Origin of the sequence: Rahnella laticis (assembly GCF_015644585.1) — a bacterium.
Classification (GTDB): domain Bacteria; phylum Pseudomonadota; class Gammaproteobacteria; order Enterobacterales; family Enterobacteriaceae; genus Rahnella; species Rahnella laticis.
In genome coordinates this window covers 290,579-316,353 of record NZ_JADOBI010000001.1, presented here as the reverse complement: position 1 = coordinate 316,353, position 25,775 = coordinate 290,579, and the positions used below count along the sequence as shown (strand labels likewise).

The following is a 25,775-nucleotide window of genomic DNA, read 5'->3' as shown; positions in this document are numbered from 1 at the left end:
GAACATGGTAGATAAACGCGATTCCTATACGAAAGAAGACCTCGTAGCTTCTGGCCGCAGTGAACTGTTCGGCGCAGGCGGCCCTCCATTACCATCAGGCAACATGCTGATGATGGACCGCATCGTGAAGATGCAGGAAGATGGCGGCACCCATGGCAAAGGCTATGTTGAAGCTGAATTAGATATCAATCCTGATCTGTGGTTCTTTGGTTGCCACTTCATCGGCGATCCGGTCATGCCGGGTTGTCTGGGTCTGGATGCAATGTGGCAGCTGGTAGGTTTCTATCTGGGCTGGCTCGGTGGCGAAGGCAAAGGCCGCGCACTGGGTGTAGGTGAAGTGAAATTTACCGGTCAGGTATTGCCGACGGCTAAACTTGTCACTTACCGCCTGAACTTCAAACGCGTGATCAACCGTAAACTGATCATGGGCGTTGCAGATGGCGAAGTTCTGGTTGATGGCGTAGTTATCTACACGGCAACGGATCTGAAAGTCGGCCTATTCAAAGACGCTGCCGCGTTCTAAGAGCCTTTTCAGTTCGTGCCAGACAAACGGTGAGCCTGATGCTCGCCGTTTTTTATGGTTTTTTGAGCAACATTGAGAGAACCATAAACAAAAACCTCCGCGCGCAGCGGAGGTCGTTCCTTATTCTGACAGGGGAGCCGCTTAAGCGGTAACGGCCCTGTCCTCCATGGCTTGTCGCCAACCCCCGAGCCAGTGTGATCGGGCATCTAATGATTGGTACGGACAAATCTCCTTAGAGCGTCCGCCAATACCTGCTTGATATCCACGTGATTGTGCCCGTTCCAGGCGATCGCGTTTTTGTCTCTTCATGCCTTGTATCCCTCATTATTCAGGTCAGGTGGAAAGAAAACAGTGGTACGCTTCTGCGTCCACACCTAACAAATAGCTGTAATAGAGGGAGAGGTCAATGCGCAAAATTCACGCCAATGTCATATTAGTGAGCTATTTTATTCGATTGCCCGCGAACTAATCGCGCCATCAAAAAACTCATCTGGCTGATCGCCCTAAAAAAATCCCGGTGTCTGAAAAATCAGAAACCGGGATTTTTTGTCTTTAACTTAAAAAATATTAAGCTTAAAAAATTGTCATCTTATCTGCGATGCAATCTGGCCTGCTTCTTGCTGCCAGCCCGTGGCTAACGTTCTGACCAGCGCATCGTAACCGTCTTCGTTTTGTTTAAGGTTCAGCGCGAAATCACGCTGAACCGTCTGTCCGCCATGCGTCAGCGTCCAGCTTCCGCTAACCACGACGATACCGTCGTAGCGACCATGGAAACCGGTGACATTGACGTTCAGCACATCCTGATCGTCTGAGCCTCCCGCCTGCGAAGAAACCAGGAAGCCCGGCAAATCACGGCGCAGATAGGTCACCAGTGATTGCTGGAGCTGCTGATCCAGCGGGCTGGCCCAGAGGTTATTCTGAGTCAGTGTATATTGCACATCATTAGTCTGATAAACCAAACCAGTGCCCGCCAGATAATCAGCCACGCTGACCCGCTCAACCCACAAGTGACGCTGCGCGGTTGAACCGGATGTCATCGTACTGCCCGCCACTGGCGTGCTGCTAAGTACCGGCAACTGGTAATACGTTTTCTCGTTACTGCTGCTGCATGCAGACAGGAATAATGCTAAGACGACAGGTATCCATTTCATCATTATTTGGCCTTCTTCGGCTGAGGATCATCTTGCCCAGGGGCGGCGAAAATCAGTGCATTGCTTTTCTGATTCAGCGTTTTCAATACCGGCTGAAGCTCACGCAGCGTTTTATCCAGACTCTGCATATCGCCAACCAGATTGCCGTAAGCCGGTGAGCCGGGCTGGAAGCCTTTCAGGCTACGGTTAAGCTGAATGAGCGTCTGCTGCATATCCGCAGGCAGATTTTTCATCTCTTTACTCGAGACAATCGCGTTCAGAGACTCAATGGTTTTCTGCGTAGATTTCATCGTTCTCTGGCTTTCAGCCAGCGTGCTGGTCGCTTCACGCATCATTGGCTCAATCGGCAGATTGTTGATTTTATCCAGCGTCGTCATCAGTTTCTGCTGGATTTGCGCAAACCCGCCGCTCACGGTCGGCAGCAGTTTATGCCCGGCTATTTCAAGCGGTCCTTTCCACGGTTTCTCGTTCGGATAGAAATCCAGATCGATATACATCGCCCCGGTCAGCAGGTTGGCTGATTTCATGGAGGCGCGCAGACCATGTGCGATACCATCACGGATATGATCGTCAATATTGAAATTGCTGCCCAGCAACTGAGCGAAGCGGTCTGGTTCGATACGTATCAGGATCGGAATGCGGTAATCATCTGACATTTGCTGATTAAGCACATTCATCGGGAACGGCACTTCGGCCACGGTTCCGAGACGAATACCGCGGAATTCCACTGGTGCGCCTTTTTGCAGCCCGCGGATGGAATCCGAGAAGAACATCACGTAGTCCATATGACGCGTATACAGTGATTCCTGAATACTTTTCTGATCGTCAAACAGCTGATAGTTATCGCCATTTTTCGCTTCAGCGCCCTGCGCCCAGCCGTTCGGAATATCGAAGCTTACGCCTCCGCTGAACAGCGTCGTCAGTGACCCCATCTCCACACGCATACCGGCGGCGGACATGTCGAAATTCACTCCGCTGTCTTTCCAGAAGCGCACATTGTCGGTCACCAGCGTGTCGTATGGCGCACGGACAAAGAGCTGATATTTGATGTTGCGGGCTTTAGGATCAAAGTGGCTGGTTTCAACTGTCCCGACCTGATAACCACGGAACAGCACCGGATCGCCCGGATTCAGTTGCCCTGAACGCTCGCTTTCCAGAATAACACGTACGCCTTTCGCATCCGGTGACGCCAGCGGTGGTGAATCATCCAGCTTATATTCTTCTTTCTCGCCACCTTTACTACCGGGCTGTAGCTGAATATATGCGCCGGACAGCAGTGTACCAAGGCCGGAGACACCCTCGCGTCCGATCTGCGGTTTGACCACCCAAAATACGGAATCGCCACGCAGCATTTTTTCCATGCCGGTATTCAGACGGGCTTTAATGATGACCTGCTGAAGGTCGTCGCTGAGCGTGACAGTTTCTACTTTGCCGACGTCCACATTGCGGCTTTTGATCGTGGTCTTTCCACCTTCAATGCCTTCCGCGGTCGTGGTGATGAGCGTGACTTCCGGGCCCTGATGGCTGTAGTGATAAAACAGGATCCAGGCCCCGATCAGTGCAGTGACAATCGGCACAATCCACACCGGAGACCAGCGTTTAATTTTTTCGACTTTGGCAGTTCCGTCGTGTTCTGCCATGTTATTTCCTGCCATCTTGTGGCTCCTTTGCAGACTTCATTCCAGCGCGATCCCAAATGAGCCTTGGGTCAAACGTCATGGCGGCGAACATCGTAAGAATGACAACGCCTGCAAACAGCAGCGCGCCGATGTCCGGATATATACTCATCAGTTGCCCCATTCTGACCAGGGCTGACAGCACCGCAATGACAAATACGTCAATCATTGACCAGCGGCCAACAAACTCAACAACTTCATAAATGACATGCAACCTTTCCCTGTCAATTTGCTTATTGCTGTTGGCATCCCAGCAGAGCCAGGCAATGGCGATCATTTTTAATGTCGGCACCATAATACTGGCGATGAAAATCACCATTGCCACAGGGTACGAGCCGTCACTCCACAGCAGCACAACACCGGCCATGATCGTTGAAGGCATCGGATTCCCGAGAACCTGCGTGATCATAATCGGCAGCATATTGGCCGGCAGATATAACAAAATGGACGTCACCAGCAGGGCCATCGTCCATTGCAGACTGTTTTTACGTCGCGCGTGACCTTTGCTTTTACAGCGCCCGCACACTTCCTGCTCCGCAGGCAAAATCGCCATGCAGCAGTGGCAGGAGCGCAGCCCCTGGCGCAAACCGCTCTCGCCGACCCGTAACGGCTGAACCAGTTCAGGTGCAGGTTCGATGTGTTCCCACATCCAGAAGCGATCGGTGCATTGAAAAGCGCGCAGTTGCAGCAGGCAAAACAGAACGTAAGGGATAAAGCTGGTGCCAATCCCCACATCACCATACGCCATCAGTTTGACGAAACTCACCAGTACACCGGCAAGAAAAATCTCCACCATGCACCAGCTTTTCAGCCGAAACAGCGTACGCGCGATGCTCACTTTCCAGTGAACAGGAATTTTGTTGCCGTAGCAAAGAAGGATAATCGAGAGCATGCAAACTGCCGGAAGCAGCTGCACCACGATCATAAACAGAGACGCCATACTGGCGTAATCTTCAGAAACTAAAACCTGCGGGATCTGGACCAGTGTCACTTCACTGCTCAGCCCGGCAACGTTCATATTGACGAAAGGAAAAAGGTTGGCCAGCAACAGCATGAATAACGCGCTGATTGCATAACCGACAGGACGTCTGCGTGGCTCATTCCAGCGGGTTGTCAGCGTCGTATGGCAACGGGGACAAACGGCTTTTTGCCCTATTTTCAGACCAGGTATGGCCACCAGAATGTCGCATTGGGGGCACAGGATGTGCGGGTCATTGTCATGGGCGTCAGAACACACTATCGACTCCTCAACAGCGCAAAGACAAAGGATATTGGCAACCGGATTTCCATTGCGCCGGTTGCCAATCGTAATGCAGTGTTAGCCGTTTTTCTGCGCTTCCAGCGCTTCCCAACGTTCAAACGCCTGCTCTAATTCCAGCTCTGCAGCAGCAAAAGCGGTGAGCACTTTCTGAGTTTCTTCATGAGGAAGTGTGAAGAAATCAGCATCACTCATCTTCTGTTGCAGGGCTTCAATTTTTTCTTCCAGTGCGCTGATTTGCAGAGGCAATTGTTCCAGTTCACGCTGTTGATTATAGCTGAGCTTATTCGCCGTGCGTTTGGCCGGTTCTGCTTTCGGTTGCGCCACCGGTTTATTTTCCGTAACAGCAGCCTGACGAATTGGCTTCTGGTTACGACGCTGATGCTGTGCGTCAAAGTAACCGCCCACATAGCTGTTAATCACGCCGTTGCCTTCATAAATCCAGCATTCGGTGGCCGAATTATCAACAAATTCACGGTCATGGCTTACCAGCATTACGGTGCCCTGATAGCTGTCGATCATCTCTTCCAGCAGTTCCAGCGTTTCCACATCCAGGTCGTTGGTCGGTTCATCGAGAATCAACAGGTTACTTGGACGCAGGAACAGTTTTGCCAGCAGCAGACGGTTACGTTCGCCGCCAGACAACGCTTTCACCGGCGTCATCGCACGTTTCGGATGGAACAGGAAGTCTTGCAGATAGCCCAGCACGTGGCGTGCGCGGCCGTTCACCATCACTTCCTGCTTACCTTCGGCAAGGTTGTCCATCACAGTACGTTCCGGATCAAGCTCGGCGCGGTGCTGGTCGAAGTACGCCACTTCCAGCTTGGTGCCGCAGTGAACGCGACCGCTGTCGGCCTTAATTTGACTTAACATCAGTTTAAGCAAGGTGGTTTTACCACAGCCGTTCGGGCCAACCAGCGCAATTTTATCGCCGCGCATCACCTGCGCAGAGAAGTGGCTCACCAGTTGCTTACCGGCAATCGCGTAGCTGACATCTTCCATTTCGAAGACAATCTTGCCGGAAGTCGAAGCTTCAACGACCTGCATTTTGGCGGTGCCCATGACTTCACGACGTTCAGAACGCTCCTGACGTAAGGCTTTCAATGCGCGAACGCGGCCTTCGTTACGGGTACGGCGTGCCTTGATGCCCTGGCGGATCCACACTTCTTCCTGCGCCAGTTTTTTGTCGAATTCTGCGTTCTGCAATTCTTCAACGCGTAGCGCTTCTTCTTTCGCCAGCAGATATTCTTCGTAGTTACCCGGATAAGAAACCAGTTTGCCGCGATCGAGATCGACAATACGGGTCGCCATGTTACGGATGAAAGAACGGTCATGGGAAATGAAGATAATGCTGCCCTGGAACTCTTTCAAGAAATCTTCCAGCCAGGCAATACTTTCGATGTCCAGGTGGTTGGTCGGTTCGTCGAGCAGCAAAATGTGCGGCGCGCTGACCAGCGCACGGCCCAGCGCAGCTTTACGCAACCAGCCGCCGGACAGCGATTTAAGCTCGGTATCCGCGTCCAGACCCAGTTTCAGCAGCACTTCATTGATGCGGCTGTCGAGCTGCCACAGGCCCTGATGATCGAGGATCTCCATCACCTGCGCCAGTTTGTTCATGTTCTTTTCGCTCGGGTCGGTTTCAACCAGATGCGAAATCGCGTGATACGCTTTCAGGTGTTCCGCCTGCTCAAAAACGCCTTCAGAGACGAAATCAAACACTGTGCCTTCAACGTTGCGCGGGGGATCTTGTTGCAGACGCGCCACAATCAGGTCCTGCTCATAGACAATGCGTCCGTCATCCAGCGGCACTTCGCGGTTCAGGATTTTCATCAACGTCGATTTACCGGCGCCGTTACGGCCAACCAGACAGACGCGTTCGTTCGGCTCGATGTGTAATTCGGTGTTATCCAACAGCGGCGAGTCACTGAATGACAGCCAGGCACCTGACATACTAATTAACGACATAAACTTTATTTTTCCTCGCCGGCGTGGGACAGCAGCCAGCAGTTATGAATTTGACGATTACGGGCGAAATCCTGTGACAGGGTTTGGCTGGTGATTTCTTTGGCGGTCAGCCCCAGTTTGCTCAGTCCGTCGAGATCCATCTGGAAGCCGCGCTTGTTATTGGAGAACATGATGGTGCCGTTGCGACGTAAAATGCGTTTCAGATCTTTCATTAATGCCAGATGATCGCGCTGAACGTCAAAACTGTCGGCCATACGTTTCGAGTTGGAGAACGTCGGTGGATCGATAAAGATCACATCGAATTGTTCATCACACATGCCCAGATAAGACAGACAATCTGCCTGAATCAGGCGGTGCTGACGGCCGGTCAGGCCATTGGCACGCAGGTTTTTCTCTGCCCATTCCAGATAGGTGCGGGACATATCTACCGTGGTTGTGCTCCGCGCACCGCCCAGACCGGCGTGAACGCTGGCCGTGCCGGTGTACGCGAACAGGTTCAGGAAGTCTTTTCCTTTACTCATTTCGCCGAGCATTTTGCGGGCAATACGGTGATCCAGGAACAAACCGGTGTCGAGATAATCCGTCAGGTTAACCCACAGTTTAGCGTCGAATTCCTCAACCAGCAGGAACTCGCCCTTCTGTGCCAGTTTCTCATACTGGCTGGTGCCTTTCTGACGTTCACGGGTTTTCAGGATCAGCTGGCTGGATGAAATATCCAGTACCGACATTGTGGCGTTAATCACGTCGAACAAACGCTGACGGGCTTTCTGCGCATCAACCGTTTTCGGCGGCGCATATTCCTGAACCACAACTTTGCTGCCGTAGCGGTCAACCGCCACGTTGTAGTCTGGCAAATCGGCGTCATACAGGCGATAGCATTCGATGCCCTGCTGTTTGGCCCATTTCTCCAGTTTCTTAACATTTTTGCGCAAGCGGTTGGCGTAATCTTCTGCCATTTGCGCGCCTGCCGCGCCGGTCGGGTTTTCCGCCAGCTGGTAGTTTTTCTGCACACATTCCAGCGGACCGTTTTTCGCTTTGAACTGACGCTCAGCGCGCAGCTGGAGGCAACTTAACAGCTCAGGTGACGCACTGAACAAGGAGAGCTGCCAGCCGCCAAACTGTGTTTTCATAATGCGGCCAAGCATGTTGTGCAACGCAATCAGAGCCGGTTCGCTTTCCAGACGTTCGCCGTATGGCGGGTTGCTGATCACCGTCCCGGTCGGGCCTTCCGGCAGCGGATTCACCAGTTTGCCGACTTCGGCAGCTTCAAAGCTGATCAGTTCTGCCACACCCGCACGACGGGCGTTGGCACGTGCCATCTCGATAACACGACGTTCAATATCAGAGCCGAAGAAGCGCGATGTTGTTTCCTGAACGCCACGGCGGGTACGAACCTGCGCTTCGGCGGTCAGTTCACGCCACAGTTCAGCGTCAAATTTGCTCCAGCCGGTAAAGCCCCAGTGCTGGCGATGCAGGCCTGGTGCGCGATCGGCGGCGATCATGGCTGCTTCAATCAGCAACGTACCGGAACCACACATCGGATCGACCATCGGCGTACCCGCCTGCCAGCCTGAACGCATCACGATAGCCGCGGCCAGGTTTTCTTTCAGCGGAGCCTGACCGGTCAGATCACGGTAGCCGCGCTGATGCAGGCCTTCACCGCTGAGATCCAGCGCGACGCTGGCGGTATCACGTTGCAGGAACACGTTAACGCGGATGTCCGGCTGCTGTTTCGCCACATTCGGGCGCTCGTCCATTTTGCGGGTGAAGCTGTCAACGATGGCGTCTTTCACTTTCAGCGCGCCGTACTGGCTGTTACGGATTTCGTCGTTCAGGCCGCTGAAATGCACGGCAAACGTTTTTTCCACGCCAAACACGGACGGCCAGTCAATCGCCATCACGCCGAGGTAAAGATCCAGATCGCTGTGAACTTTGAATTCATTCAGCGGTAACAGGATGCGCGAAGCCAGACGGCTCCACAGTAAGCTCCGATACATCAGGCGATCGTCACCTTCAAAATGCACCCCTCCCTGCACAACTTTGCAGGCTTGCGCACCCAGCGTTTCCAGTTCGCTTTTTAACAGTTCTTCCAGTCCACGCGCCGTGCTGGCAAACAAAGAGTTCATATCGACATATCACCAAAAATAAAATTGTTGCGCATTATAGCTAATCCCCACCGCTTGTCATAAAGTCTCTGGTTATCTTTAAGACTTTATATACACAGAGGCGACGTTCAGTGCCCATTCTTTCACGTTTATTCGTACACCCGGTCAAATCCATGCGTGGTCTGCAAGTCTCACACGCACTGGTCACAGCAACAGGACTGACGTTCGACCGCCAGTTCATGATTACCGATACGCAAGGCACTTTTATTACGGCCCGCCAGTATCCCAACCTTGTCCTGTTCACCCCGGTGATCCTGCCCGATGGCCTGATGATCTCTGCGCCTGAAGGCGACAGCATCAGCGTTAAATTCCGTGAATTCGCCGGTGAAAACTCACCGACTGAAGTCTGGGGCAATCAGTTTACCTCACTCATCGCGCCGGAACCGGTAAATCGCTGGTTAAGTGCTTATTTAAAGCGTGACGTCCAGCTTCGCTGGGTAGGCGAAGAACCGACACGCCGTGTGAAAAAACATCCGGAAGTTCCGCTGTCGTTTGCCGACGGCTTTCCTTATCTGCTGATCAATGAAGCGTCGATGCAGGATTTACAGCGCCGCTGCCCGGGCGGAGTACGCGTTGAGCAATTCCGGCCCAACATTGTGGTCAGTGGTGCGCAAGCGTATGCCGAAGATACCTGGCAGACGATCCGTATCGGCGAAGTCATTTTCGATCTGGTCAAACCCTGCAGCCGCTGTATTTTCACCACTGTCAGCATTGAGCGCGGACGTAAACATCCGCGTGGCGAACCGTTGAAAACTTTGCAGGGCTACCGCACTGCGAGCGATGGCGACGTGGATTTCGGCCAGAATATGATTGCGCGAAATACCGGCGTGATCCGCGCGGGCGACAGCGTTGAGGTGCTGGCCACTAAACCAGCGCGGCCTTACGGCGCAGGTGAAGTGGTTGAAAACGTCGACGCGCCGAAAAGCACTGCGCAGGACGTGACCATCAATTATCAGGGCACGCAGTTCACCGGGAATAATCAGCAGATTCTGCTCGAACAACTGGAATTGCAGGGATTGCGGATCCCGTATTCGTGCCGTGCGGGAATATGTGGTGCCTGCAAAATGACATTACAAGAGGGAAAAGTTTCGCCGCTGAAAGAAAGTGCCGTGGGCAAAGACGGAATGATATTGTCGTGCAGCTGCATTCCGGCCTCAGATATTATTATCGGCTAGAAAGCGCAGTTAACGCAGGGTCAGGCAGTTTTAACCGGAATAAACAACTTAAACTGCCTGATCGTAGACATCGCTGTCTACCCGGAATGCCGCTGGCATCAGCCGGTCATGCATCACTTTAATCGCATCCCCTAACACCATCCCGCGCCCTGCCACTGTCAGACGTTCCTGCGCCAGCAGGCACAGACTGGCGTTATCACCGGACTCAACCACCAGTAATGTCGCCTGCTCACCACTTTCCATTACCTGCACCTGCGCAAGCTGACCGTTTGCTGGCTGGAATGGACGGTGTTGCTGACTGAAATGCCAGCTCTTCGGCATCAGTGGTTTTAAAAAGCGAAAAGCGACTAATGCATTTAATACTAATTCGGCGCGCTGTTCTGCGGCCAGACGAATATGTTTGCACTGTTCTTCGAAATCAAAATACAGCGCCGCATCATCGACACAAAATGACATATCGCCGAACGCATCCGGCGTTAACATTTTAGCGGGGAATCGGGAACGGAAAATCATGCCATTAGCGAGATCCAACATAAGCCGGTCATGTTCAGTATCAAAATACCAACGCCAATTATCATCTGGTTTGATTTTCATTTCGTCATCCTGTTTGCGCGATGCCCTCTGCCTGATTGTTCGTGATGTTCTATTGTTACCCGATCCGATAAGAATAGAATTTTTTATTACGAACGGATATCAGACAAATCCTGAGCCTGAATAATGGTCAGTGGACAAAATATAGACGAGCCGGGTTAATAAATAAACCCCTGACTCGCCTTAAGGATGAAAAATATCAGAGGTGGGTAACAATATCTTTGATCAAACCTGGCCCGCGGAAGATAAATCCGGAATAGATTTGAATTAATGATGCACCGGCTGCCATTTTTTCACGCGCTGCCGTCAGTGAATCAATGCCACCGACGCCAATAATAGGCAGACGACCTTGTAATTCATTTGACAGCATGCGGATAATTTCTGTGCTGCGCAATTGCAGCGGGCGACCGCTCAGTCCGCCAACCTGATCACAATGATTAAGGCCCTGGATCAGTTTACGATCGAGCGTCGTGTTAGTCGCAATCACGCCATCCATATTATGACGCACCAGACTGTCGGCTATTTGGATCAATTCTTCCTCAGAAAGATCCGGCGCGATCTTCACAGCAACTGGCACATATTTCTGATGACGTTGCTGAAGTTCAAGCTGCTTATTTTTAATCGCCGCCAGTAAATCATCCAGCGCTTCACCGTATTGCAGTGAACGTAATCCCGGCGTGTTTGGTGAAGAAATATTCACCGCGATATAACCCGCGTACGGATATACCTTTTCCATACAGGTCAGATAATCATCTTTACCCTGCTCGACCGGCGTATCTTTATTCTTGCCGATATTAATCCCCAGGATACCGCCAAAATGGGATTTTTTGACGTTATTCACCAGATTATCCACGCCGTGATTATTGAAACCCATGCGGTTAATCAGGCCTTCTGCTTCAACGATACGGAATAAACGTGGCTTATCATTACCCGCCTGCGCGCGCGGCGTCACGGTTCCCACTTCCACAAAACCAAATCCCATTGCGCCGAGTGCATCAATACATTCGCCGTCTTTATCCAGGCCAGCAGCCAGCCCCAGCGGGTTCTTAAAGGTTAATCCCATGCAGGTCACCGGTTTGGCCGGAACGGACTGACGAATTAAAAACTCAAGGGGGGTGCCGGAGATGCGGCTTAACTGACGGAAGGTTAACTCGTGGGCGCGTTCTGGATCGAGCTGAAACAGTGCTTTCCTGACAAAAGGATAATACATGGAGACTCCTGGATTCCCGGTGGCTAGACGGGGCGGTATTATCGACTAAGCGTCGGGCAATTGGAAACGATAACCGGCGGATTGGCACAATAATTGTTTCCGTACGCAAACGATTACTTTTTATTTACCTTAATTTTACTTTTATCCCTCCGCGCCCGCTTCATCCCTGCTTTATCCGTTTTCAAACTATTCATAGCCAAAATTGAGATTTCCGGTGCGCGGCGTCCCCCTGTTACGTTTACTTCACTTTGTTAAAGAAAATAATGGTTCTATTACTTTTTGTTATAAGGAAGAGAGATGCGCGTTATAACAATCGCAGGCAGCCCGCGACAACCTTCACGTTCTTCCTCCCTGCTGGCGCTCAGCCATCAGTGGCTGGCAAGCCGCGGCGTCGAGGTTTTCACCTATACGATTCAGGATTTTTCCGCTGACGACCTGCTGTTCGCAAATTTCGCCAGCCCGCAGCTCAAACAGCTGAATGCTGAACTGGCAAGCGCCGATGGATTGATCGTGGCAACGCCGGTCTATAAAGCCTCGTTTTCCGGTGCGCTGAAGACATTGCTGGATTTACTGCCGGAGCGCGCGCTCGACCATAAAGTCGTCCTGCCGCTGGCCACCGCCGGTTCGATCGGCCACATGCTCGCGGTAGATTACGCGCTCAAACCGGTGCTGGCGTCGCTCAAAGCGCAGGAAGTTTTGCAGGGCGTTTTCGCCGATGACAGCCTGATCACCGATTACCAGAGTTACCCGGCGAAGCTTGATCCCGCACTGGAAGAGCGTCTGACCGAATCCCTGGAAAACTTCTATCTGGCACTCAGCCGCCGCCGCCCGCTGGCGCCGTCTGTCGCGTCCCTTTCTGCCCAGGCATTGCGCGTTTAACTTTAAAAGGAATTAACCATGCCAGCATCCTTCTCTTTATTACGTCGCCTGCCGGTTATTGCCGGTCTGCTAACCAGCCTGACGCTGAGCGGAACGGCGCTTGCGCAGGAAAAAGATCCCGCGCAGTTACGCATCGCCTACCAGAAAGGATCCGTCGGTCTTGTGCTGGCGAAATCTCATCAGTTACTGGAAAAACGTTTCCCGGACACCAAAATCAGCTGGGTGGAATTTCCTGCCGGGCCGCAGATCCTTGAAGCACTGAACGTCGGCAGTATTGATCTGGGCGGAACCGGTGATTTGCCACCGCTGTTCGCGCAGGCCGCAGGCGCGGATCTGCTGTATATCGGTTCTGAACCGCCGAAGCCGAAAGCTGAAGTTATTCTGGTCGACAGCAACAGCCCGATTAAAACTGTCGCGGACCTGAAAGGCCATAAAGTTGCTTTCCAGAAAGGCTCCAGTTCGCACAATTTACTGCTTCGTGCGCTGCAACAGGCCGGGCTGAAATTCACCGATATCCAGCCGGTTTATCTGACACCCGCCGATGCCCGCGCGGCTTTCCAGCAACATGACGTCGATGCCTGGGCTATCTGGGATCCCTACTATTCTGCCGCACAGGTTCAGGGCGATGTTCGCGTGCTGACCGACGGTTCCACGCTGCACCAGACCGGTTCTTTCTATCTGGCACCGAAAAAATATACCGAAGCGAATCCGCAATTTATCAGCGCCGTTCTGGACGTGTTAACGCAGGCGAATGCGCTGACGAAAACCGACCGTGCGCAAAGCATCACGCTGCTTTCCCAGTCGATGGGGTTGCCGGATAAAGTCGTGGCGTCTTATCTCGATCACCTGCCGGACATGCCTATCACACCGGTCAGCGCGGAAACGGAAAAACGCCAGCAGCAAACCGCCGATTTGTTCTATGAAAACCACATTTTGCCAAAACCTATTGAGATTAAAGATCGCATCTGGAAGCCCGCTGTACAGGCTAACTGATCACTCATTGAGCTGCCCGCTGAGCGGCACCCGTGACGAATTGAGAGGAGTAACAACATGAGTCTGAACGTATTCTGGTTCTTACCTACCCACGGCGATGGCCGTTATTTAGGCACTGAAGAAGGCGCGCGCGTGGTCGATCACGGCTATCTTCAGCAGATCGCACAGGCTGCAGACCGCCTGGGTTTTGGCGGTGTATTATTGCCAACGGGCCGTTCATGTGAAGACTCATGGCTGGTGGCCGCCTCACTGATTTCGGTGACTCAGCGTCTGAAATTTCTGGTGGCGCTGCGTCCGGGGATTATTTCTCCGACGCTGGCTGCCCGCCAGGCCGCCACGCTGGACCGGCTTTCCGGCGGTCGCGCGCTGTTTAATCTGGTGACGGGCGGTGATCCCACCGAACTGGCTGCCGAAGGTTTGCACCTCAATCACAAGGAACGCTACGAAGCGTCCGCAGAATTTACCCGCATCTGGCGCCGCGTGCTGGAAGGGGAAACCGTGGATTACGAAGGCAAGCATATTCAGGTGAAAGGCGCGAGCCTGATGCACCCGCCGGTTCAGTACCCTCGCCCGCCGCTGTATTTTGGCGGTTCTTCTGACGAAGCGCAGGATCTGGCCGCTGAGCAGGTTGAACTGTATCTCACCTGGGGTGAACCGCCCGCGCTGGTGAAAGAAAAAATCGAGCAGGTCCGCGCGAAGGCTGCGGCGAAAGGCCGTACGGTTCGTTTCGGTATTCGTCTGCACGTGATTGTCCGCGAAACCAATGAAGAAGCCTGGCGCGCCGCCGACAAGCTGATCGCCAACGTGGATGACGAAACTATTCAGCGCGCACAGGCCGCGTTTGCGAAAACCGATTCCGTCGGTCAGCACCGCATGGCCGCCCTGCACGGCGGCGACCGCAATAAACTGGAAATCTACCCGAACCTGTGGGCTGGCATTGGTCTGGTGCGCACCGGAGCCGGCACGGCGCTGGTCGGAGACGGCCCGACCGTTGCGGCCCGCATGCAGGAATACGCCGATCTGGGCATCGATACCTTTATTTTCTCCGGTTATCCGCATCTGGAAGAAGCGTACCGCGTCAGTGAGCTGCTGTTCCCGCATCTGGATCTGGCAAAACCCGAAGACGATCAAACCGTGAAGAAAGCCATTTTGCCGCGCGGTGAACTGGTGGCGCACGATTTTGCGAATAAACGCGTCGCCAGCCAGCATTAAGGAGAATAAAGATGACGAGATCGCAACGCTGGCTGAACCGCGCCGCACCCTGGGTCGTTCCGGTTGTCCTGATCGGCGGCTGGCAACTGGCCGTTGAAGCGGGCTGGTTGTCTAACCGCATACTTCCGGCGCCGAGCGCGGTGATTGAAGCGTTCTGGACACTGGCGAAAAGCGGCGACCTCTGGCAGAACCTGAAGATCAGTACTTTCCGCGCGCTGACCGGTTTTGCCATCGGCGGCAGTCTGGGTTTACTGCTCGGCTTTATCACCGGGCTTTCACGCTGGGGCGAACGTCTGCTCGACAGCTCGCTCCAGATGCTGCGTAACATTCCGCATCTGGCGCTGATCCCGCTGGTGATTTTGTGGTTCGGCATCGATGAATCCGCCAAGATTTTCCTCGTGGCGCTGGGCACGCTGTTCCCGATTTATCTCAACACTTATCACGGTATTCGCAACATTGATCGCGGCCTGCTGGAGATGTCGCGCAGCTACGGTTTATCCGGTTTCCCGTTGTTTATTCAGGTGGTTTTACCGGGCGCGCTGCCTTCGATTATGGTCGGCGTTCGTTTTGCGCTGGGCTTTATGTGGCTGACGCTGATCGTCGCGGAAACCATTTCGGCTAATTCAGGCATCGGGTATCTGGCAATGAATGCCCGCGAGTTTTTACAAACTGACGTCGTGGTTGTGGCCATCGTGTTATACGCCATCCTCGGCAAACTGGCCGATGTGCTGGCCCGCCAGCTGGAAAGTGTCTGGTTACGCTGGCACCCGGCCTATCAGAAAAAACAAGGAGACGCCGCATGAGCGCACCTGCACGTATCGGGCAAGGCACGCCGGTCACCTTATCCTGCATCACAAAAAAATACGGCAACCGCGCCGTCCTCAACGACATTAATCTGCGTATTCCCCCCGGCCAGTTTGTGGCCGTCGTCGGCCGCAGCGGTTGCGGGAAAAGTACCCTGCTGCGCCTGCTCGCCGGGCTGGAAAAAACCACGCAAGGCGAGCTGCTCAGCGCCAGTGCGCCGCTGAGTCAGGTTCGCGAAGATACGCGGCTGATGTTTCAGGATGACCGCCTGCTGCCGTGGAAAAAAGTGATCGATAACGTCGGCCTGGGCCTGAAAGGTCAGTGGCGTGAAGCTGCGCGGGCAGCGCTGGAAGAAGTCGGGCTGGCCGACCGCGCCGACGAATGGCCTTCGGCGTTATCCGGCGGACAAAAACAACGCGTGGCCCTGGCACGGGCGCTGATCCACCGCCCCCGTCTGCTGTTGCTGGACGAACCGTTGGGCGCACTCGATGCGCTGACGCGGATTGAAATGCAAAGCCTGATAGAACGTTTATGGCAGCAGCATGATTTCACCGTTTTGCTGGTGACACATGATGTCAGCGAAGCGGTCACGGTCGCGGATCGCGTGATCCTTATCGACCAGGGGCAAATTGGCATGGATTTAACCATTGATTTGCCACGCCCGCGCCGTAAAGGATCTGCTCGTCTGGCTGAGCTGGAAGCGGAAGTGCTGGAGCGCGTGCTGACGCCACAGCCTGCGCAGAACGTTCCGCAGGAAGCGAAACGCGCGCAGAGTTAACGGAAAGTCCCGTCATCTCAACATGTAAAAAGGGCGATGTTTCCATCGCCCTTTTGTCTTACTGCATTTCTGCAATTAGTTACGCATCTAACGCTTTGGTGATTTTCTCGAACAAATCACCGGACAGATTTTCCAGCCCTTTCAGCTGTTCCAGTGCCTTACGCATCAATGCCTGACGGCCAGCATCATAACGTTTGAGACGGATCAGCGGCTCAATCATACGCGCGGCAACCTGCGGGTTACGCGTGTTCAGATCGGTCAGCATTTCGGTCAGGAACTGATAACCGCTGCCATCTGCGGCGTGGAATGCAGAAGGGTTAGCCGACGCGAACGCACCAATCAGTGAACGGACGCGGTTCGGGTTGCCCATGCTGAATGAACGATGGTTGAGCAGTGAACGGACTTTCTGCAACACATCGGCCGCCGGGCTGGTCGCCTGCTGGATAAACCATTTATCCATGACCAGGCCATCGTGATGCCAGCGCTCGTCGTAAGCGGCCAGCAGCGTTTCACGGCAAGGCAATTGAGCAGACACAGCGGCGGCCATTGCGGCCAGCGAGTCGGTCATGTTATCGGCCTGCTCAAACTGGGTTTTTACCAGCTGATCAGCCAGAGCAACATCCGCGAAAGCCAGATAATGCAGGCAGGTATTGCGCAGTGAACGTTTACCGATATCTTCGTGAACCACACGGTATGACGGCAGACGGTTAGCGTTGTAAACCGCCAGGAACTCATCCGACATTTCGGTTGCCAGACAACGGGTAATCGCGTCATGCACGGCGCTGATCGCTTCCGGATCGATGATATCGAACAGTTCAGCAATTTCGTTTTCTGACGGTAACGTCAGGATTTGCGCCGCCAGCGCCGGATCAATGTGCTCATCCAGCAGCACCGCACGGAAGGCATCGGCCACATGCAACGGCAGCGACAGTGGCTGTTTCTGCTGATGACGCGCAACGTTCAGTTTGATGTAGATTGCCAGCAGGCTCTGCGCGGCGTCCCAGCGGGCAAAATCGTTACGTGCGAATTTCATCAGGAAAGTCAGCTGATGATCGCCCCACTTGTAATCGAGTTTCACCGGCGCGGAGAATTCACGTAATAAAGAAGGCACCGGCGGGTATTCCACATCATCAAAGATGAAGGTCTGCGCGGCTTCGGTGACATTCAGCACATGGCTGACGGTCTGGCCATTTTGCTTCAGTGCAATTACGTTGCCCTGCGGATCGTAGAGTTCGATATCCAGCGGAATATGCAATGGCAGCTTTTCAGTCTGATCAGGCGTCGGCGGGGTTTTCTGGCTGACCGTCAGGGTGTATTGCTGTTTTTCCACGTCGTAGTCGTCGCGCACGGTCAGCACCGGCGTGCCGGACTGGCTGTACCAGCGGCGGAACAACGACAGGTCAACGTTTGAGGCATCTTCCATCGCCTGCACAAAATCGTCGCAGGTCGCAGCGCTGCCGTCGTGGCGCTCGAAATACAGCTGCATACCGGCCTGGAATTTCTCTTCGCCCAGCAAAGTGTGCAGCATGCGGATAACTTCAGAACCCTTCTCATACACAGTCAGCGTATAGAAGTTATTCATTTCGATAACTTTTTCAGGACGAATCGGATGCGCCATCGGGCTGGCATCTTCAGAGAACTGCGCGCCACGCATAACGCGGACGTTATCGATACGGTTGACGGAACGGGAGCCCAAATCAGAGCTGAATTCCTGATCGCGGAAAACAGTCAGACCTTCTTTCAGACTCAGCTGGAACCAGTCGCGGCAGGTCACGCGGTTACCGGTCCAGTTGTGGAAGTATTCGTGGCCGATCACCGCTTCGATACCGAGGTAATCTTTGTCGGTCGCGGTTTCGGCTTTTGCCAGCACGTATTTGGAGTTAAAGACGTTCAGGCCTTTGTTTTCCATCGCGCCCATGTTGAAGAAATCAACGGCAACAATCATGAAGATGTCGAGATCGTATTCGAGGTTGAAGCGGGTTTCGTCCCATTTCATCGACTGTTTCAGGGATTCCATTGCCCAACCCGCACGATCCAGATTGCCGCGGTCAACGAACAGCTCCAGCGCCACATCGCGGCCTGAACGGGTTTTGAAAGAATCACTCAGAACATCGAAATCACCGGCAACCAGCGCAAACAGGTAGCAAGGTTTCGGGAACGGATCCTGCCATTTGATCCAGTGCTTGCCGCCTTCCAGCTCGCCGGAATCGATACGGTTGCCGTTCGACAACAGGTACGGGTAACGGGCTTTGTCCGCCACGATGCGGGTGGTAAAACGCGCCAGCACATCAGGGCGATCAAGATAATAGGTAATATGACGGAAACCTTCCGCTTCACACTGCGTACACAGCGCTTCGCCGGACAGGTACAGCCCTTCCAGCGCGGTGTTTTTCGCCGGATGAATTTCGTTAACAATCGCCAGTTCAAACGCTTCCGGCAGACCAGTGATTTCCAGCGCGCCTTCTTTTAACTGATATTGCGGCCAGTCCTGACCATTAATCTTCAGGCTGATAAGCGTCAGATCTTCCCCGTTGAGCACCAGCGGAGCGCCTTCTGCACCCTGCCGTTTAATCTGGCTGACGGCGGTCACAAGGGTCTTCTGTGCATCAAGCTCGAAATTCAGGTCGATATCTGTGATGGTGTAGTCCGGCGCACGGTAGTCGTGGCGAAACTTGGCTTGTGGCAGTTGAGTCATAAAAAACCTTTTGGCGTTTTCATTGTTTAGGGTGATGACAATTTATGGAAGATGAAGCGGGCTCATGTCCCAGCGATTCGCTGTACAGCCCTGACAGCCTTCAATCTTTTTATCTCTAAACTCTAACACAGGCATCAGGAAATCCCAGATTGTTGCCAGTTTGTGAGTGCGTATGCGCACCTTTCAACCAAAACACAGAAATATCGCCAAAGGCCTCTGTTTTTCGCGGCAATCACAAATCAGACCGGGATCACATCCTGATGCGATAATACTGTACTTTCCGGAACGGTCTGTTTCGCAGTTTTTTATGCTCTATTTTCTTCTTCGTTACATAAATTCAATATTTAAATCCAATCAGGAGTCATTAGCATGATCATGAATACGATGAATCACTGAGGCTAATAATAAGATGAGTCACACCTGCGCCCCGGAACTGGGGATGGAAAAACAAAAACCATTACTTAACAATACATTATCAGCCAGAATTGACGCACTCCCCGCTTCCGCCGGGCTATGGCGTTTTATTATTTTGCTCTCGCTGGGTGGATTCTTCGAACTCTACGACCTTTTCCAGACGGGATACATTAGTTCTGGTTTGATCGCAGAAAACATATTTCATATTGGCAGCGCCGGTGTTTTCGGTATTTCCGATCAGGCCGCCTTCGCATCTTCCACATTTTTGGGCCTTTTTTTCGGCGCAAGCCTGCTGGCACCCAACGCTGACCGGTTTGGCCGCCGCATGACATTTATGTTTGCACTGGCGTGGTACGGCTGTTTTTCATTGTTGATGGCATTCCAGAACAGCGCTGAAGGGATCATTCTTTGCCGCTTTCTGGTCGGAATTGGCCTCGGTCTGGAACTGGTTACTATTGATACCTATCTGACCGAATGGGTTCCCAGTCATCTGCGAAGCCGCGCCTTTGCGTTCGCCTTCTTTATACAGTTCCTCTCGGTTCCGGCCGTCGCTCTGATGTCCTGGTGGCTGGTTCCGCAGACTTTCTTCGGCCTCACGGGCTGGCGTTACGTGGTAATCGCCGGGGCGCTGTGTTCATTGATTATCTGGTTTGTGCGTAAAAACCTGCCTGAATCTGCCAGGTGGCTGGCGCAACAGGGAAGGAATGAAGAGGCGCACAATGTTGTATCGGCGATGGAAAAGCGCTGCGGCGTGGCCGAAAGCCCGGCATATGTCGCGCCTGAACAGGCCAGCGCATTACCGCGAAAAGGCACGTTCAGGGAAATTTGGTCATCTCAATACCGCAAACGCACGCTGATGCTGACGGTAATGAACTTTTTCCAGGCCATCGGTTTCTTTGGTTTTGGCAACTGGTTGCCCGCCCTGCTTTCCGGCAAAGGTACAACGGTCACCCACAGTTTGCTGTACGCCTTCTTTATTACACTGGCGTATCCGCTGGGTTCTCTGATTTGCAGCCGTTATGCCGATAAGATCGAAAACAAATGGCAAATCGTCCTTTCTTCCCTGATGACGGTAATTTTCGGTACCCTCTTCGCGTTTCAGACCCAACCGGTCATGCTGGTCATTTGTGGCTTCCTGATCACCTATTCCAACGCGTGGCTGACATTCAGCTATCACGCGTATCAGACCGAGGTATTTCCGACACACATCCGCGCCCGTGCGGTAGGTTTCTGTTATTCCTTCAGCCGTTTATCTACCGTTTTCAGCAGCATCCTGATTGGTATGATCCTTCAGTACGCTGGCACGCAGGGCGTTATTGCCTTCATCGTGGTCAGTATGCTGATTGTCATGCTGGTGATCGGAATTTTTGGCCCTAAGACGCGCGGGATCAATCTGGAAAACATCTGATCGTTTATTATCATGAACAGTTTCTGTGAAAGAAACTGACCTGAACCGGGGCTAAATGCCCCGGTTTTGTCCTTAACGGGTGTCAGGTTAATTAAATTTGTGTAATCATTTTGTGCTGTATTTTTTTTGGAAAGTCCCATGTTCCCGCATGCGGCCTGCCTTTGAGCACATTTAAGCCTCGACCACCGGCAGACAATTATGGTGTGATGAGGGTTCTTTGACAGGATATTACGGTATACTTCACAGACTTTGCTGTTTTATCCAGAACGTTTTTTTTACGGAACGGTTGTTTGTGTTCAAACACTCAGTTTCTGACGAGGATGCTGTAAGCGCGCTATGACTCCATACGCCTCCCCGATTTTGACTTCGCTGTTAGATACCGATGCCTACAAGCTTCATATGCAGCAAGCGGTTTACCATCGCTATCGCACTATTAATGTCGTGGCCGAGTTCCGTTGCCGTGGTGATGAACTGCTGGGCGAATACGCCAGCGAAATTCGTCAGCAGATCCAGATGATGAGTCAGCTGGCGCTGACCGACGACGAATTCACCTACCTTTCCGGGTTGCCCTTCTTCACGAAGGATTATCTGAACTGGCTGAAAACGTTCCGCTACAATCCTGAACATGTCACCGTCTCCGATCGCAACGGGCATTTGCACGTCCGCATCGAAGGGCCGTGGCGTGAAGTGATTATGTGGGAAGTGCCGCTGCTGGCTGTCATCAGTGAAGTTGTCCACCGTCAGCGCTCGCCGGATATTACCGCGCAAATGGCGGTCGATCAGCTGCGTAAGAATCTCGTCAGTTTCAAAGAACAGGCTGCCGATATCGATCTTTCCGCTTTCCGCCTGATGGATTTCGGCACGCGTCGCCGTTTCTCCGGTGAAGTTCAGGAAGCGATTGTCACCACGCTGAAAAACGAATTCCCTTATCTGGTCGGCACCAGCAACTACGATTTAGCCCATAAATTGCAGCTGACGCCGGTTGGAACACAGGCGCACGAGTGGTTCCAGGCACATCAGCAAATCAGCCCGGTTCTGGCGAACAGCCAGCGCGCGGCCTTACAAGCCTGGCTGGACGAATATCCCGATCAGCTGGGTATTGCCCTCACGGACTGCATCACCATGGATGCTTTCCTGCGTGATTTCGGAACAAAATTCGCCAACGCGTATCAGGGCCTGCGTCATGATTCCGGGGATCCGGTTGAATGGGGTGAAAAAGCGATTGCACATTATCATGCGCTCGGAATTGACCCGATGACTAAAACATTGGTGTTTTCCGACAATCTTGACCTGGATAAAGCGCTGCATTTATACCGGCACTTCCATCAGCGGGTGAATCTGGTCTTTGGTATCGGCACGCGTCTGACCTGTAATATCCCGCACGTCAAACCGCTGAACATCGTGATCAAACTGGTTCAGTGCAATGGCAAACCGGTAGCGAAACTTTCTGATAGCCCGGGAAAAACGATCTGCCAGGATAAAGCGTTTGTAAAAGCGTTGCGTAAGGCATTCGATCTGCCACTGGTTAAGAAAGCATCTTAAGACATAAATACTGTGCCGGAAAATGAACGCCGGCACAGTGATGTATTTTTCCCTCGTAATAATGCCTCGCATTCTCTTCCTTTATATAGATACGATTTAATTCGCTCGGCTTTCATTCATTCGCTTAATAATTTCAGCCAATCCTTCCTTCTGCCTGAGAATTCTTGGCAGACGATGACGATTTCTGCTTGTGTCCTGAGAAAGGCTAAGTAACATAGCAAAATCCCTTTTTACAGGGTGTCCATTATTTCTTAGCCAACATCTGTATATAAAGAAAGAGAGAAATCTATGAGCGTTGTGCCTGTAGTCGACGTACTGCAAGGCCGTGCTGCGGTTGACAGTGAAGTCACCGTACGCGGTTGGGTACGTACCCGGAGAGATTCTAAAGCTGGTATCTCATTCGTCGCCGTTTATGACGGCTCCTGCTTTAATCCATTACAGGCCGTCGTCAATAATTCTCTGCCCAATTATCAGGAAGACGTTCTGCGCCTGACGACCGGTTGCTCAGTTGAAGTGACGGGTACCGTTGTGGCTTCTCCTGGCGAAGGCCAGAGTTTCGAGCTGCAGGCAACGGCTGTTAAAGTCGTGGGCTGGGTGGATGACCCTGATACTTATCCGATGGCGGCAAAACGCCACAGCATCGAATATTTACGCGAAGTAGCTCACCTGCGTCCGCGCACAAACCTGATTGGTGCAGTTGCCCGCGTGCGTAACACCCTGTCTCAGGCGATTCACCGTTTCTATCACGAAAACGGCTACTTCTGGGTATCAACCCCGCTGATCACTGCTTCTGATACTGAAGGCGCAGGCGAGATGTTCCGCGTTTCCACGCTGGATCTGCAAAACCTGCCGCGTACCGACAAAGGCGAAGTGGATTTCAGCGAAGACTTCTTCGGTAAAGAATCTTTCCTGACGGTTTCCGGCCAGCTTAACGGCGAAGCCTATGCCTGCGCACTGTCCAAGGTTTACACCTTCGGCCCGACATTCCGTGCAGAAAACTCCAACACCAGCCGCCACCTCGCTGAGTTCTGGATGGTTGAACCTGAAATCGCTTTTGCAACGCTGGACGATATCGCGTCACTGGCTGAAAACATGCTGAAGTATGTTTTCCAGGCCGTTCTTAACGAACGTTCAGACGATATGGCCTTTTTTGCAGAACGCGTAGACAAAGATGCTGTTGCGCGCCTGGAGCGTTTTGTAACCTCCGATTTCGCGCAGGTGGATTACACCGATGCAGTAGAAATCCTAATGAATTGCGGCCAGAAATTCGAAAACCCGGTTTCATGGGGTGTGGATCTTTCATCAGAACACGAACGCTATCTTGCTGAGCAGCATTTTAAAGCGCCGGTCGTTGTGAAAAATTATCCTAAAGATATCAAATCTTTCTATATGCGCCTGAACGACGACGGCAAGACGGTTGCCGCGATGGATGTTCTGGCACCGGGCATTGGTGAGATTATCGGGGGTTCTCAGCGTGAGGAACGTCTGGATGTATTGGACGCGCGTATGGCTGAGATGGGACTTAAACAAGAAGATTATTGGTGGTATCGCGATCTTCGTCGTTACGGCACCGTGCCACACTCTGGCTTCGGGTTAGGTTTTGAGCGTTTAGTTGCTTATGTGACCGGCGTCCAAAACGTACGTGATGTGATCCCGTTCCCGCGCACACCACGTAATGCAACCTTCTAATTAAGTAACGTATTTTTATTTTACAAAATTGCCACAATTCAAAGGCCAGCTTAGCTGGCCTTTGTGATTTTTAAAGATAGATCCCCGTCACAAAGTTCCGTAAAATTCACATTTTGAAATACAATTTTTCTCACTGAAACATATTTAGTAATTTAGTAGCATTTTCGCTATGGATTAAGCGAACCTCGGATGGAATAGTGCGTTCAGACACAGGAGACACCAAACTTTCATGAATAGTTCCGTAAAGAATTATTCACGGCAGTGGCAGGTGTCCGAATAAAACCAATGAGGGTAATAATAATGATGAAGCGCAACATTCTTGCAGTGGTAATCCCAGCTCTGTTAGTTGCTGGTGCAGCTAATGCAGCAGAAATCTATAACAAAGACGGCAACAAACTGGACCTGTACGGTAAAGTTGATGCACGCCACCAGTTCTCTGATGACACCGGCAGTGACGGTGACCAAACTTATGTTCGTTTCGGCTTCAAAGGCGAAACTCAAATTACTGACCAACTGACCGGGTACGGCCAGTGGGAATACAACGTTCAGGCTAACCATGCTGAAAGCGATGGCGACAAAGGTAACAAAACTCGTCTGGGCTTTGCAGGTCTGAAATTCGGTGATGCAGGTTCTTTCGACTATGGTCGTAACTACGGCGTAATTTACGACGTAATGTCCTACACTGACCAACTGCCAGTGTTCGGCGATGATACCATGTACCAGAATAACGACAACTTCATGGTTGGTCGTGCAAATGGTCTGGCTACTTACCGTAACAGCAACTTCTTCGGCCTGGTTGATGGCCTGAGCTTTGCTGTTCAGTATCAGGGTAAAAACGAGAACGATCGTAACGCTGAAACAACCGTTAATGGCATTACCTCTGTTCCACGTAGTTCTGCAATCAATCAGAACGGTGACGGCTGGGGTACTTCTGCCGCTTACGCAATCGGCAACTCCGGCGTGAGCATTACTGGCGCGTACTTCTCTTCAAACCGTACTAATACTCAGAAACTTGATGGTAATGGTGATAAAGCCTCTGCATACGCATTCGGTACTAAATACGATGCGAACAACCTTTACCTGGCAGCGTTCTACGGTGAATCTCTGAACACCACAGCTTATGCTGGTGATTCTTCACTCATCGCGAACAAAACTCAAAACTTCGAAGTTGTTGCGCAATACCAGTTCGACTTCGGCCTGCGTCCATCTATCGCATACTTGCAATCTAAAGGTAAGGACCTGACTGGTCTGTCTGGCAATGGCGCTACCTATGCTGGCGGCGATGCTGACCTGGTCAAATATATTGAAGTGGGTACCTACTACTACTTCAACAAAAACATGTCTACCTATGTTGACTATAAAATCAACCTGTTGGATGACACTGATTACACCAAAGCAGCTGGTGTGAGCACTGACAACGTTGTTGGTGTTGGTCTGCAATACCAGTTCTAATATCGCTTAACGATGCGCTTTCGGGCGCATCAAAGTGGATATCAAGGCAGGGCTTCGGCTCTGTCTTTTGCTTTTTTAGCATTTGCCTGAAAAGGGCTTTGCCACCCTATCTCATAAATTATTTTAATCTCGTACGCTTTCTCACAACTCTGCTTTCTTTTTCCCGCAAACGGTTGGCAAAAAGAGGCTCCGGCG

The 25,775-nt window shown here is 52.3% G+C and carries 20 protein-coding genes; 11 read left to right on the top strand and 9 right to left on the bottom strand.

The window, feature by feature from the left end; translation table 11 throughout:
* Window positions 1-4 precede the first annotated feature (4 nt).
* Complete coding sequence (gene fabA / locus IV433_RS01215) at window positions 5-523, top strand: bifunctional 3-hydroxydecanoyl-ACP dehydratase/trans-2-decenoyl-ACP isomerase (protein WP_013574872.1); 519 nt, start codon at window positions 5-7, stop codon at window positions 521-523.
* 141 nt (window positions 524-664) lie between these two features.
* Here the strand turns inward: fabA and rmf are convergent, their stop codons facing one another.
* The 6 genes from rmf to rlmKL form a co-directional block, all read right to left on the bottom strand.
* Window positions 665-832 carry a ribosome modulation factor gene (gene rmf, locus IV433_RS01210; RefSeq protein ID WP_013574871.1) on the bottom strand — a complete coding sequence of 56 codons (168 nt, stop codon included), beginning with the start codon at window positions 830-832 and terminating at the stop codon, window positions 665-667.
* A gap of 275 nt (window positions 833-1,107) precedes the next feature.
* Entirely contained in the window at window positions 1,108-1,677 is a 570-nt protein-coding gene (pqiC, locus tag IV433_RS01205) for a membrane integrity-associated transporter subunit PqiC (RefSeq protein ID WP_195812772.1), read from the bottom strand.
* Complete coding sequence (gene pqiB / locus IV433_RS01200; protein WP_370530231.1) at window positions 1,677-3,329, bottom strand: intermembrane transport protein PqiB; 1,653 nt, start codon at window positions 3,327-3,329, stop codon at window positions 1,677-1,679. The genes pqiC and pqiB overlap by 1 nt, the downstream gene beginning before the upstream one ends.
* On the bottom strand, window positions 3,316-4,590 hold the full coding sequence (gene pqiA, locus IV433_RS01195; protein ID WP_370530235.1) for a membrane integrity-associated transporter subunit PqiA: 1,275 nt from the start codon (window positions 4,588-4,590) through the stop codon (window positions 3,316-3,318). Before pqiA ends, pqiB begins: the two co-directional genes overlap by 14 nt.
* Window positions 4,591-4,668: 78 nt before the next feature.
* Window positions 4,669-6,573: an ABC transporter ATP-binding protein gene (locus IV433_RS01190; RefSeq protein ID WP_195812773.1), complete on the bottom strand. Its 1,905-nt coding sequence runs from the start codon at window positions 6,571-6,573 to the stop codon at window positions 4,669-4,671.
* A 5-nt stretch (window positions 6,574-6,578) separates the two neighbouring features.
* Window positions 6,579-8,699: a bifunctional 23S rRNA (guanine(2069)-N(7))-methyltransferase RlmK/23S rRNA (guanine(2445)-N(2))-methyltransferase RlmL gene (rlmKL, locus tag IV433_RS01185; RefSeq protein ID WP_195812774.1), complete on the bottom strand. Its 2,121-nt coding sequence runs from the start codon at window positions 8,697-8,699 to the stop codon at window positions 6,579-6,581.
* A 110-nt stretch (window positions 8,700-8,809) separates the two neighbouring features.
* Between rlmKL and IV433_RS01180 the strand changes: the two genes are divergently transcribed.
* Window positions 8,810-9,913 (top strand): YcbX family protein, encoded by a 1,104-nt coding sequence (locus IV433_RS01180; RefSeq protein ID WP_195812775.1) that lies wholly within the window; start codon window positions 8,810-8,812, stop codon window positions 9,911-9,913.
* A 48-nt stretch (window positions 9,914-9,961) separates the two neighbouring features.
* On the opposite strand, the gene IV433_RS01175 is transcribed toward IV433_RS01180, so the two are convergent.
* Window positions 9,962-10,507, bottom strand: coding sequence for a cell division protein ZapC (locus tag IV433_RS01175; protein WP_152324138.1), 546 nt, complete (start codon window positions 10,505-10,507; stop codon window positions 9,962-9,964).
* A 196-nt stretch (window positions 10,508-10,703) separates the two neighbouring features.
* Window positions 10,704-11,714, bottom strand: coding sequence for a quinone-dependent dihydroorotate dehydrogenase (pyrD, locus tag IV433_RS01170; RefSeq protein WP_195812776.1), 1,011 nt, complete (start codon window positions 11,712-11,714; stop codon window positions 10,704-10,706).
* Window positions 11,715-12,011: 297 nt separating this feature from the next.
* On the opposite strand from pyrD, the gene ssuE reads away from it, so the two are divergent.
* The 5 genes from ssuE to ssuB are packed head-to-tail and all read left to right on the top strand — an operon-like array spanning window position 12,012 to window position 16,380.
* The gene (ssuE, locus tag IV433_RS01165; RefSeq protein ID WP_195812777.1) at window positions 12,012-12,593 is read left to right on the top strand and encodes an NADPH-dependent FMN reductase; all 582 of its coding nucleotides are present in this window, start codon (window positions 12,012-12,014) and stop codon (window positions 12,591-12,593) included.
* An 18-nt stretch (window positions 12,594-12,611) separates the two neighbouring features.
* A complete protein-coding gene (locus IV433_RS01160) occupies window positions 12,612-13,586 on the top strand; it encodes a sulfonate ABC transporter substrate-binding protein (protein WP_195812778.1) in 975 nt (324 codons plus the stop codon).
* A 57-nt stretch (window positions 13,587-13,643) separates the two neighbouring features.
* Entirely contained in the window at window positions 13,644-14,798 is a 1,155-nt protein-coding gene (gene ssuD, locus IV433_RS01155; protein WP_101075904.1) for an FMNH2-dependent alkanesulfonate monooxygenase, read from the top strand.
* Window positions 14,799-14,809: 11 nt separating this feature from the next.
* Window positions 14,810-15,601 (top strand): aliphatic sulfonate ABC transporter permease SsuC, encoded by a 792-nt coding sequence (ssuC, locus tag IV433_RS01150; RefSeq protein WP_101075905.1) that lies wholly within the window; start codon window positions 14,810-14,812, stop codon window positions 15,599-15,601.
* Window positions 15,598-16,380 (top strand): aliphatic sulfonates ABC transporter ATP-binding protein, encoded by a 783-nt coding sequence (ssuB, locus tag IV433_RS01145; RefSeq protein ID WP_195812779.1) that lies wholly within the window; start codon window positions 15,598-15,600, stop codon window positions 16,378-16,380. Before ssuC ends, ssuB begins: the two co-directional genes overlap by 4 nt.
* 79 nt (window positions 16,381-16,459) lie before the next feature.
* Here the strand turns inward: ssuB and pepN are convergent, their stop codons facing one another.
* Window positions 16,460-19,075, bottom strand: coding sequence for an aminopeptidase N (gene pepN / locus IV433_RS01140; protein ID WP_195812780.1), 2,616 nt, complete (start codon window positions 19,073-19,075; stop codon window positions 16,460-16,462).
* 439 nt (window positions 19,076-19,514) lie between these two features.
* Here pepN and IV433_RS01135 point away from each other — a divergent pair, with 439 nt between their 5' ends.
* The 4 genes from IV433_RS01135 (at window position 19,515) to ompC (ending at window position 25,580) form a co-directional block, all read left to right on the top strand.
* Complete coding sequence (locus IV433_RS01135) at window positions 19,515-20,897, top strand: MFS transporter (protein ID WP_195812781.1); 1,383 nt, start codon at window positions 19,515-19,517, stop codon at window positions 20,895-20,897.
* Window positions 20,898-21,233: 336 nt separating this feature from the next.
* On the top strand, window positions 21,234-22,439 hold the full coding sequence (gene pncB / locus IV433_RS01130; RefSeq protein WP_195812782.1) for a nicotinate phosphoribosyltransferase: 1,206 nt from the start codon (window positions 21,234-21,236) through the stop codon (window positions 22,437-22,439).
* A 288-nt stretch (window positions 22,440-22,727) separates the two neighbouring features.
* On the top strand, window positions 22,728-24,128 hold the full coding sequence (gene asnS, locus IV433_RS01125; protein ID WP_195812783.1) for an asparagine--tRNA ligase: 1,401 nt from the start codon (window positions 22,728-22,730) through the stop codon (window positions 24,126-24,128).
* Between the two features lie 300 nt (window positions 24,129-24,428).
* Window positions 24,429-25,580 carry a porin OmpC gene (gene ompC, locus IV433_RS01120; protein ID WP_305079890.1) on the top strand — a complete coding sequence of 384 codons (1,152 nt, stop codon included), beginning with the start codon at window positions 24,429-24,431 and terminating at the stop codon, window positions 25,578-25,580.
* Window positions 25,581-25,775 lie beyond the last annotated feature (195 nt).

What these genes read in the sequence shown, in the direction of transcription:
- fabA (WP_013574872.1), top strand. Translation starts at nt 5, where the DNA reads ATGGTAGATAAACGCGATTCCTATACGAAAGAAGACCTCGTAGCTTCT.
- ompC (WP_305079890.1), top strand. Translation starts at nt 24,429, where the DNA reads ATGATGAAGCGCAACATTCTTGCAGTGGTAATCCCAGCTCTGTTAGTT.
- pepN (WP_195812780.1), bottom strand. Translation starts at nt 19,075, where the DNA reads ATGACTCAACTGCCACAAGCCAAGTTTCGCCACGACTACCGTGCGCCG.
- ssuE (WP_195812777.1), top strand. Translation starts at nt 12,012, where the DNA reads ATGCGCGTTATAACAATCGCAGGCAGCCCGCGACAACCTTCACGTTCT.
- IV433_RS01160 (WP_195812778.1), top strand. Translation starts at nt 12,612, where the DNA reads ATGCCAGCATCCTTCTCTTTATTACGTCGCCTGCCGGTTATTGCCGGT.
- IV433_RS01175 (WP_152324138.1), bottom strand. Translation starts at nt 10,507, where the DNA reads ATGAAAATCAAACCAGATGATAATTGGCGTTGGTATTTTGATACTGAA.
- rlmKL (WP_195812774.1), bottom strand. Translation starts at nt 8,699, where the DNA reads ATGAACTCTTTGTTTGCCAGCACGGCGCGTGGACTGGAAGAACTGTTA.
- pyrD (WP_195812776.1), bottom strand. Translation starts at nt 11,714, where the DNA reads ATGTATTATCCTTTTGTCAGGAAAGCACTGTTTCAGCTCGATCCAGAA.
- IV433_RS01135 (WP_195812781.1), top strand. Translation starts at nt 19,515, where the DNA reads ATGGAAAAACAAAAACCATTACTTAACAATACATTATCAGCCAGAATT.
- pncB (WP_195812782.1), top strand. Translation starts at nt 21,234, where the DNA reads ATGACTCCATACGCCTCCCCGATTTTGACTTCGCTGTTAGATACCGAT.
- pqiB (WP_370530231.1), bottom strand. Translation starts at nt 3,329, where the DNA reads ATGGCAGGAAATAACATGGCAGAACACGACGGAACTGCCAAAGTCGAA.
- ssuC (WP_101075905.1), top strand. Translation starts at nt 14,810, where the DNA reads ATGACGAGATCGCAACGCTGGCTGAACCGCGCCGCACCCTGGGTCGTT.
- rmf (WP_013574871.1), bottom strand. Translation starts at nt 832, where the DNA reads ATGAAGAGACAAAAACGCGATCGCCTGGAACGGGCACAATCACGTGGA.
- asnS (WP_195812783.1), top strand. Translation starts at nt 22,728, where the DNA reads ATGAGCGTTGTGCCTGTAGTCGACGTACTGCAAGGCCGTGCTGCGGTT.
- IV433_RS01190 (WP_195812773.1), bottom strand. Translation starts at nt 6,573, where the DNA reads ATGTCGTTAATTAGTATGTCAGGTGCCTGGCTGTCATTCAGTGACTCG.
- pqiC (WP_195812772.1), bottom strand. Translation starts at nt 1,677, where the DNA reads ATGATGAAATGGATACCTGTCGTCTTAGCATTATTCCTGTCTGCATGC.
- ssuB (WP_195812779.1), top strand. Translation starts at nt 15,598, where the DNA reads ATGAGCGCACCTGCACGTATCGGGCAAGGCACGCCGGTCACCTTATCC.
- ssuD (WP_101075904.1), top strand. Translation starts at nt 13,644, where the DNA reads ATGAGTCTGAACGTATTCTGGTTCTTACCTACCCACGGCGATGGCCGT.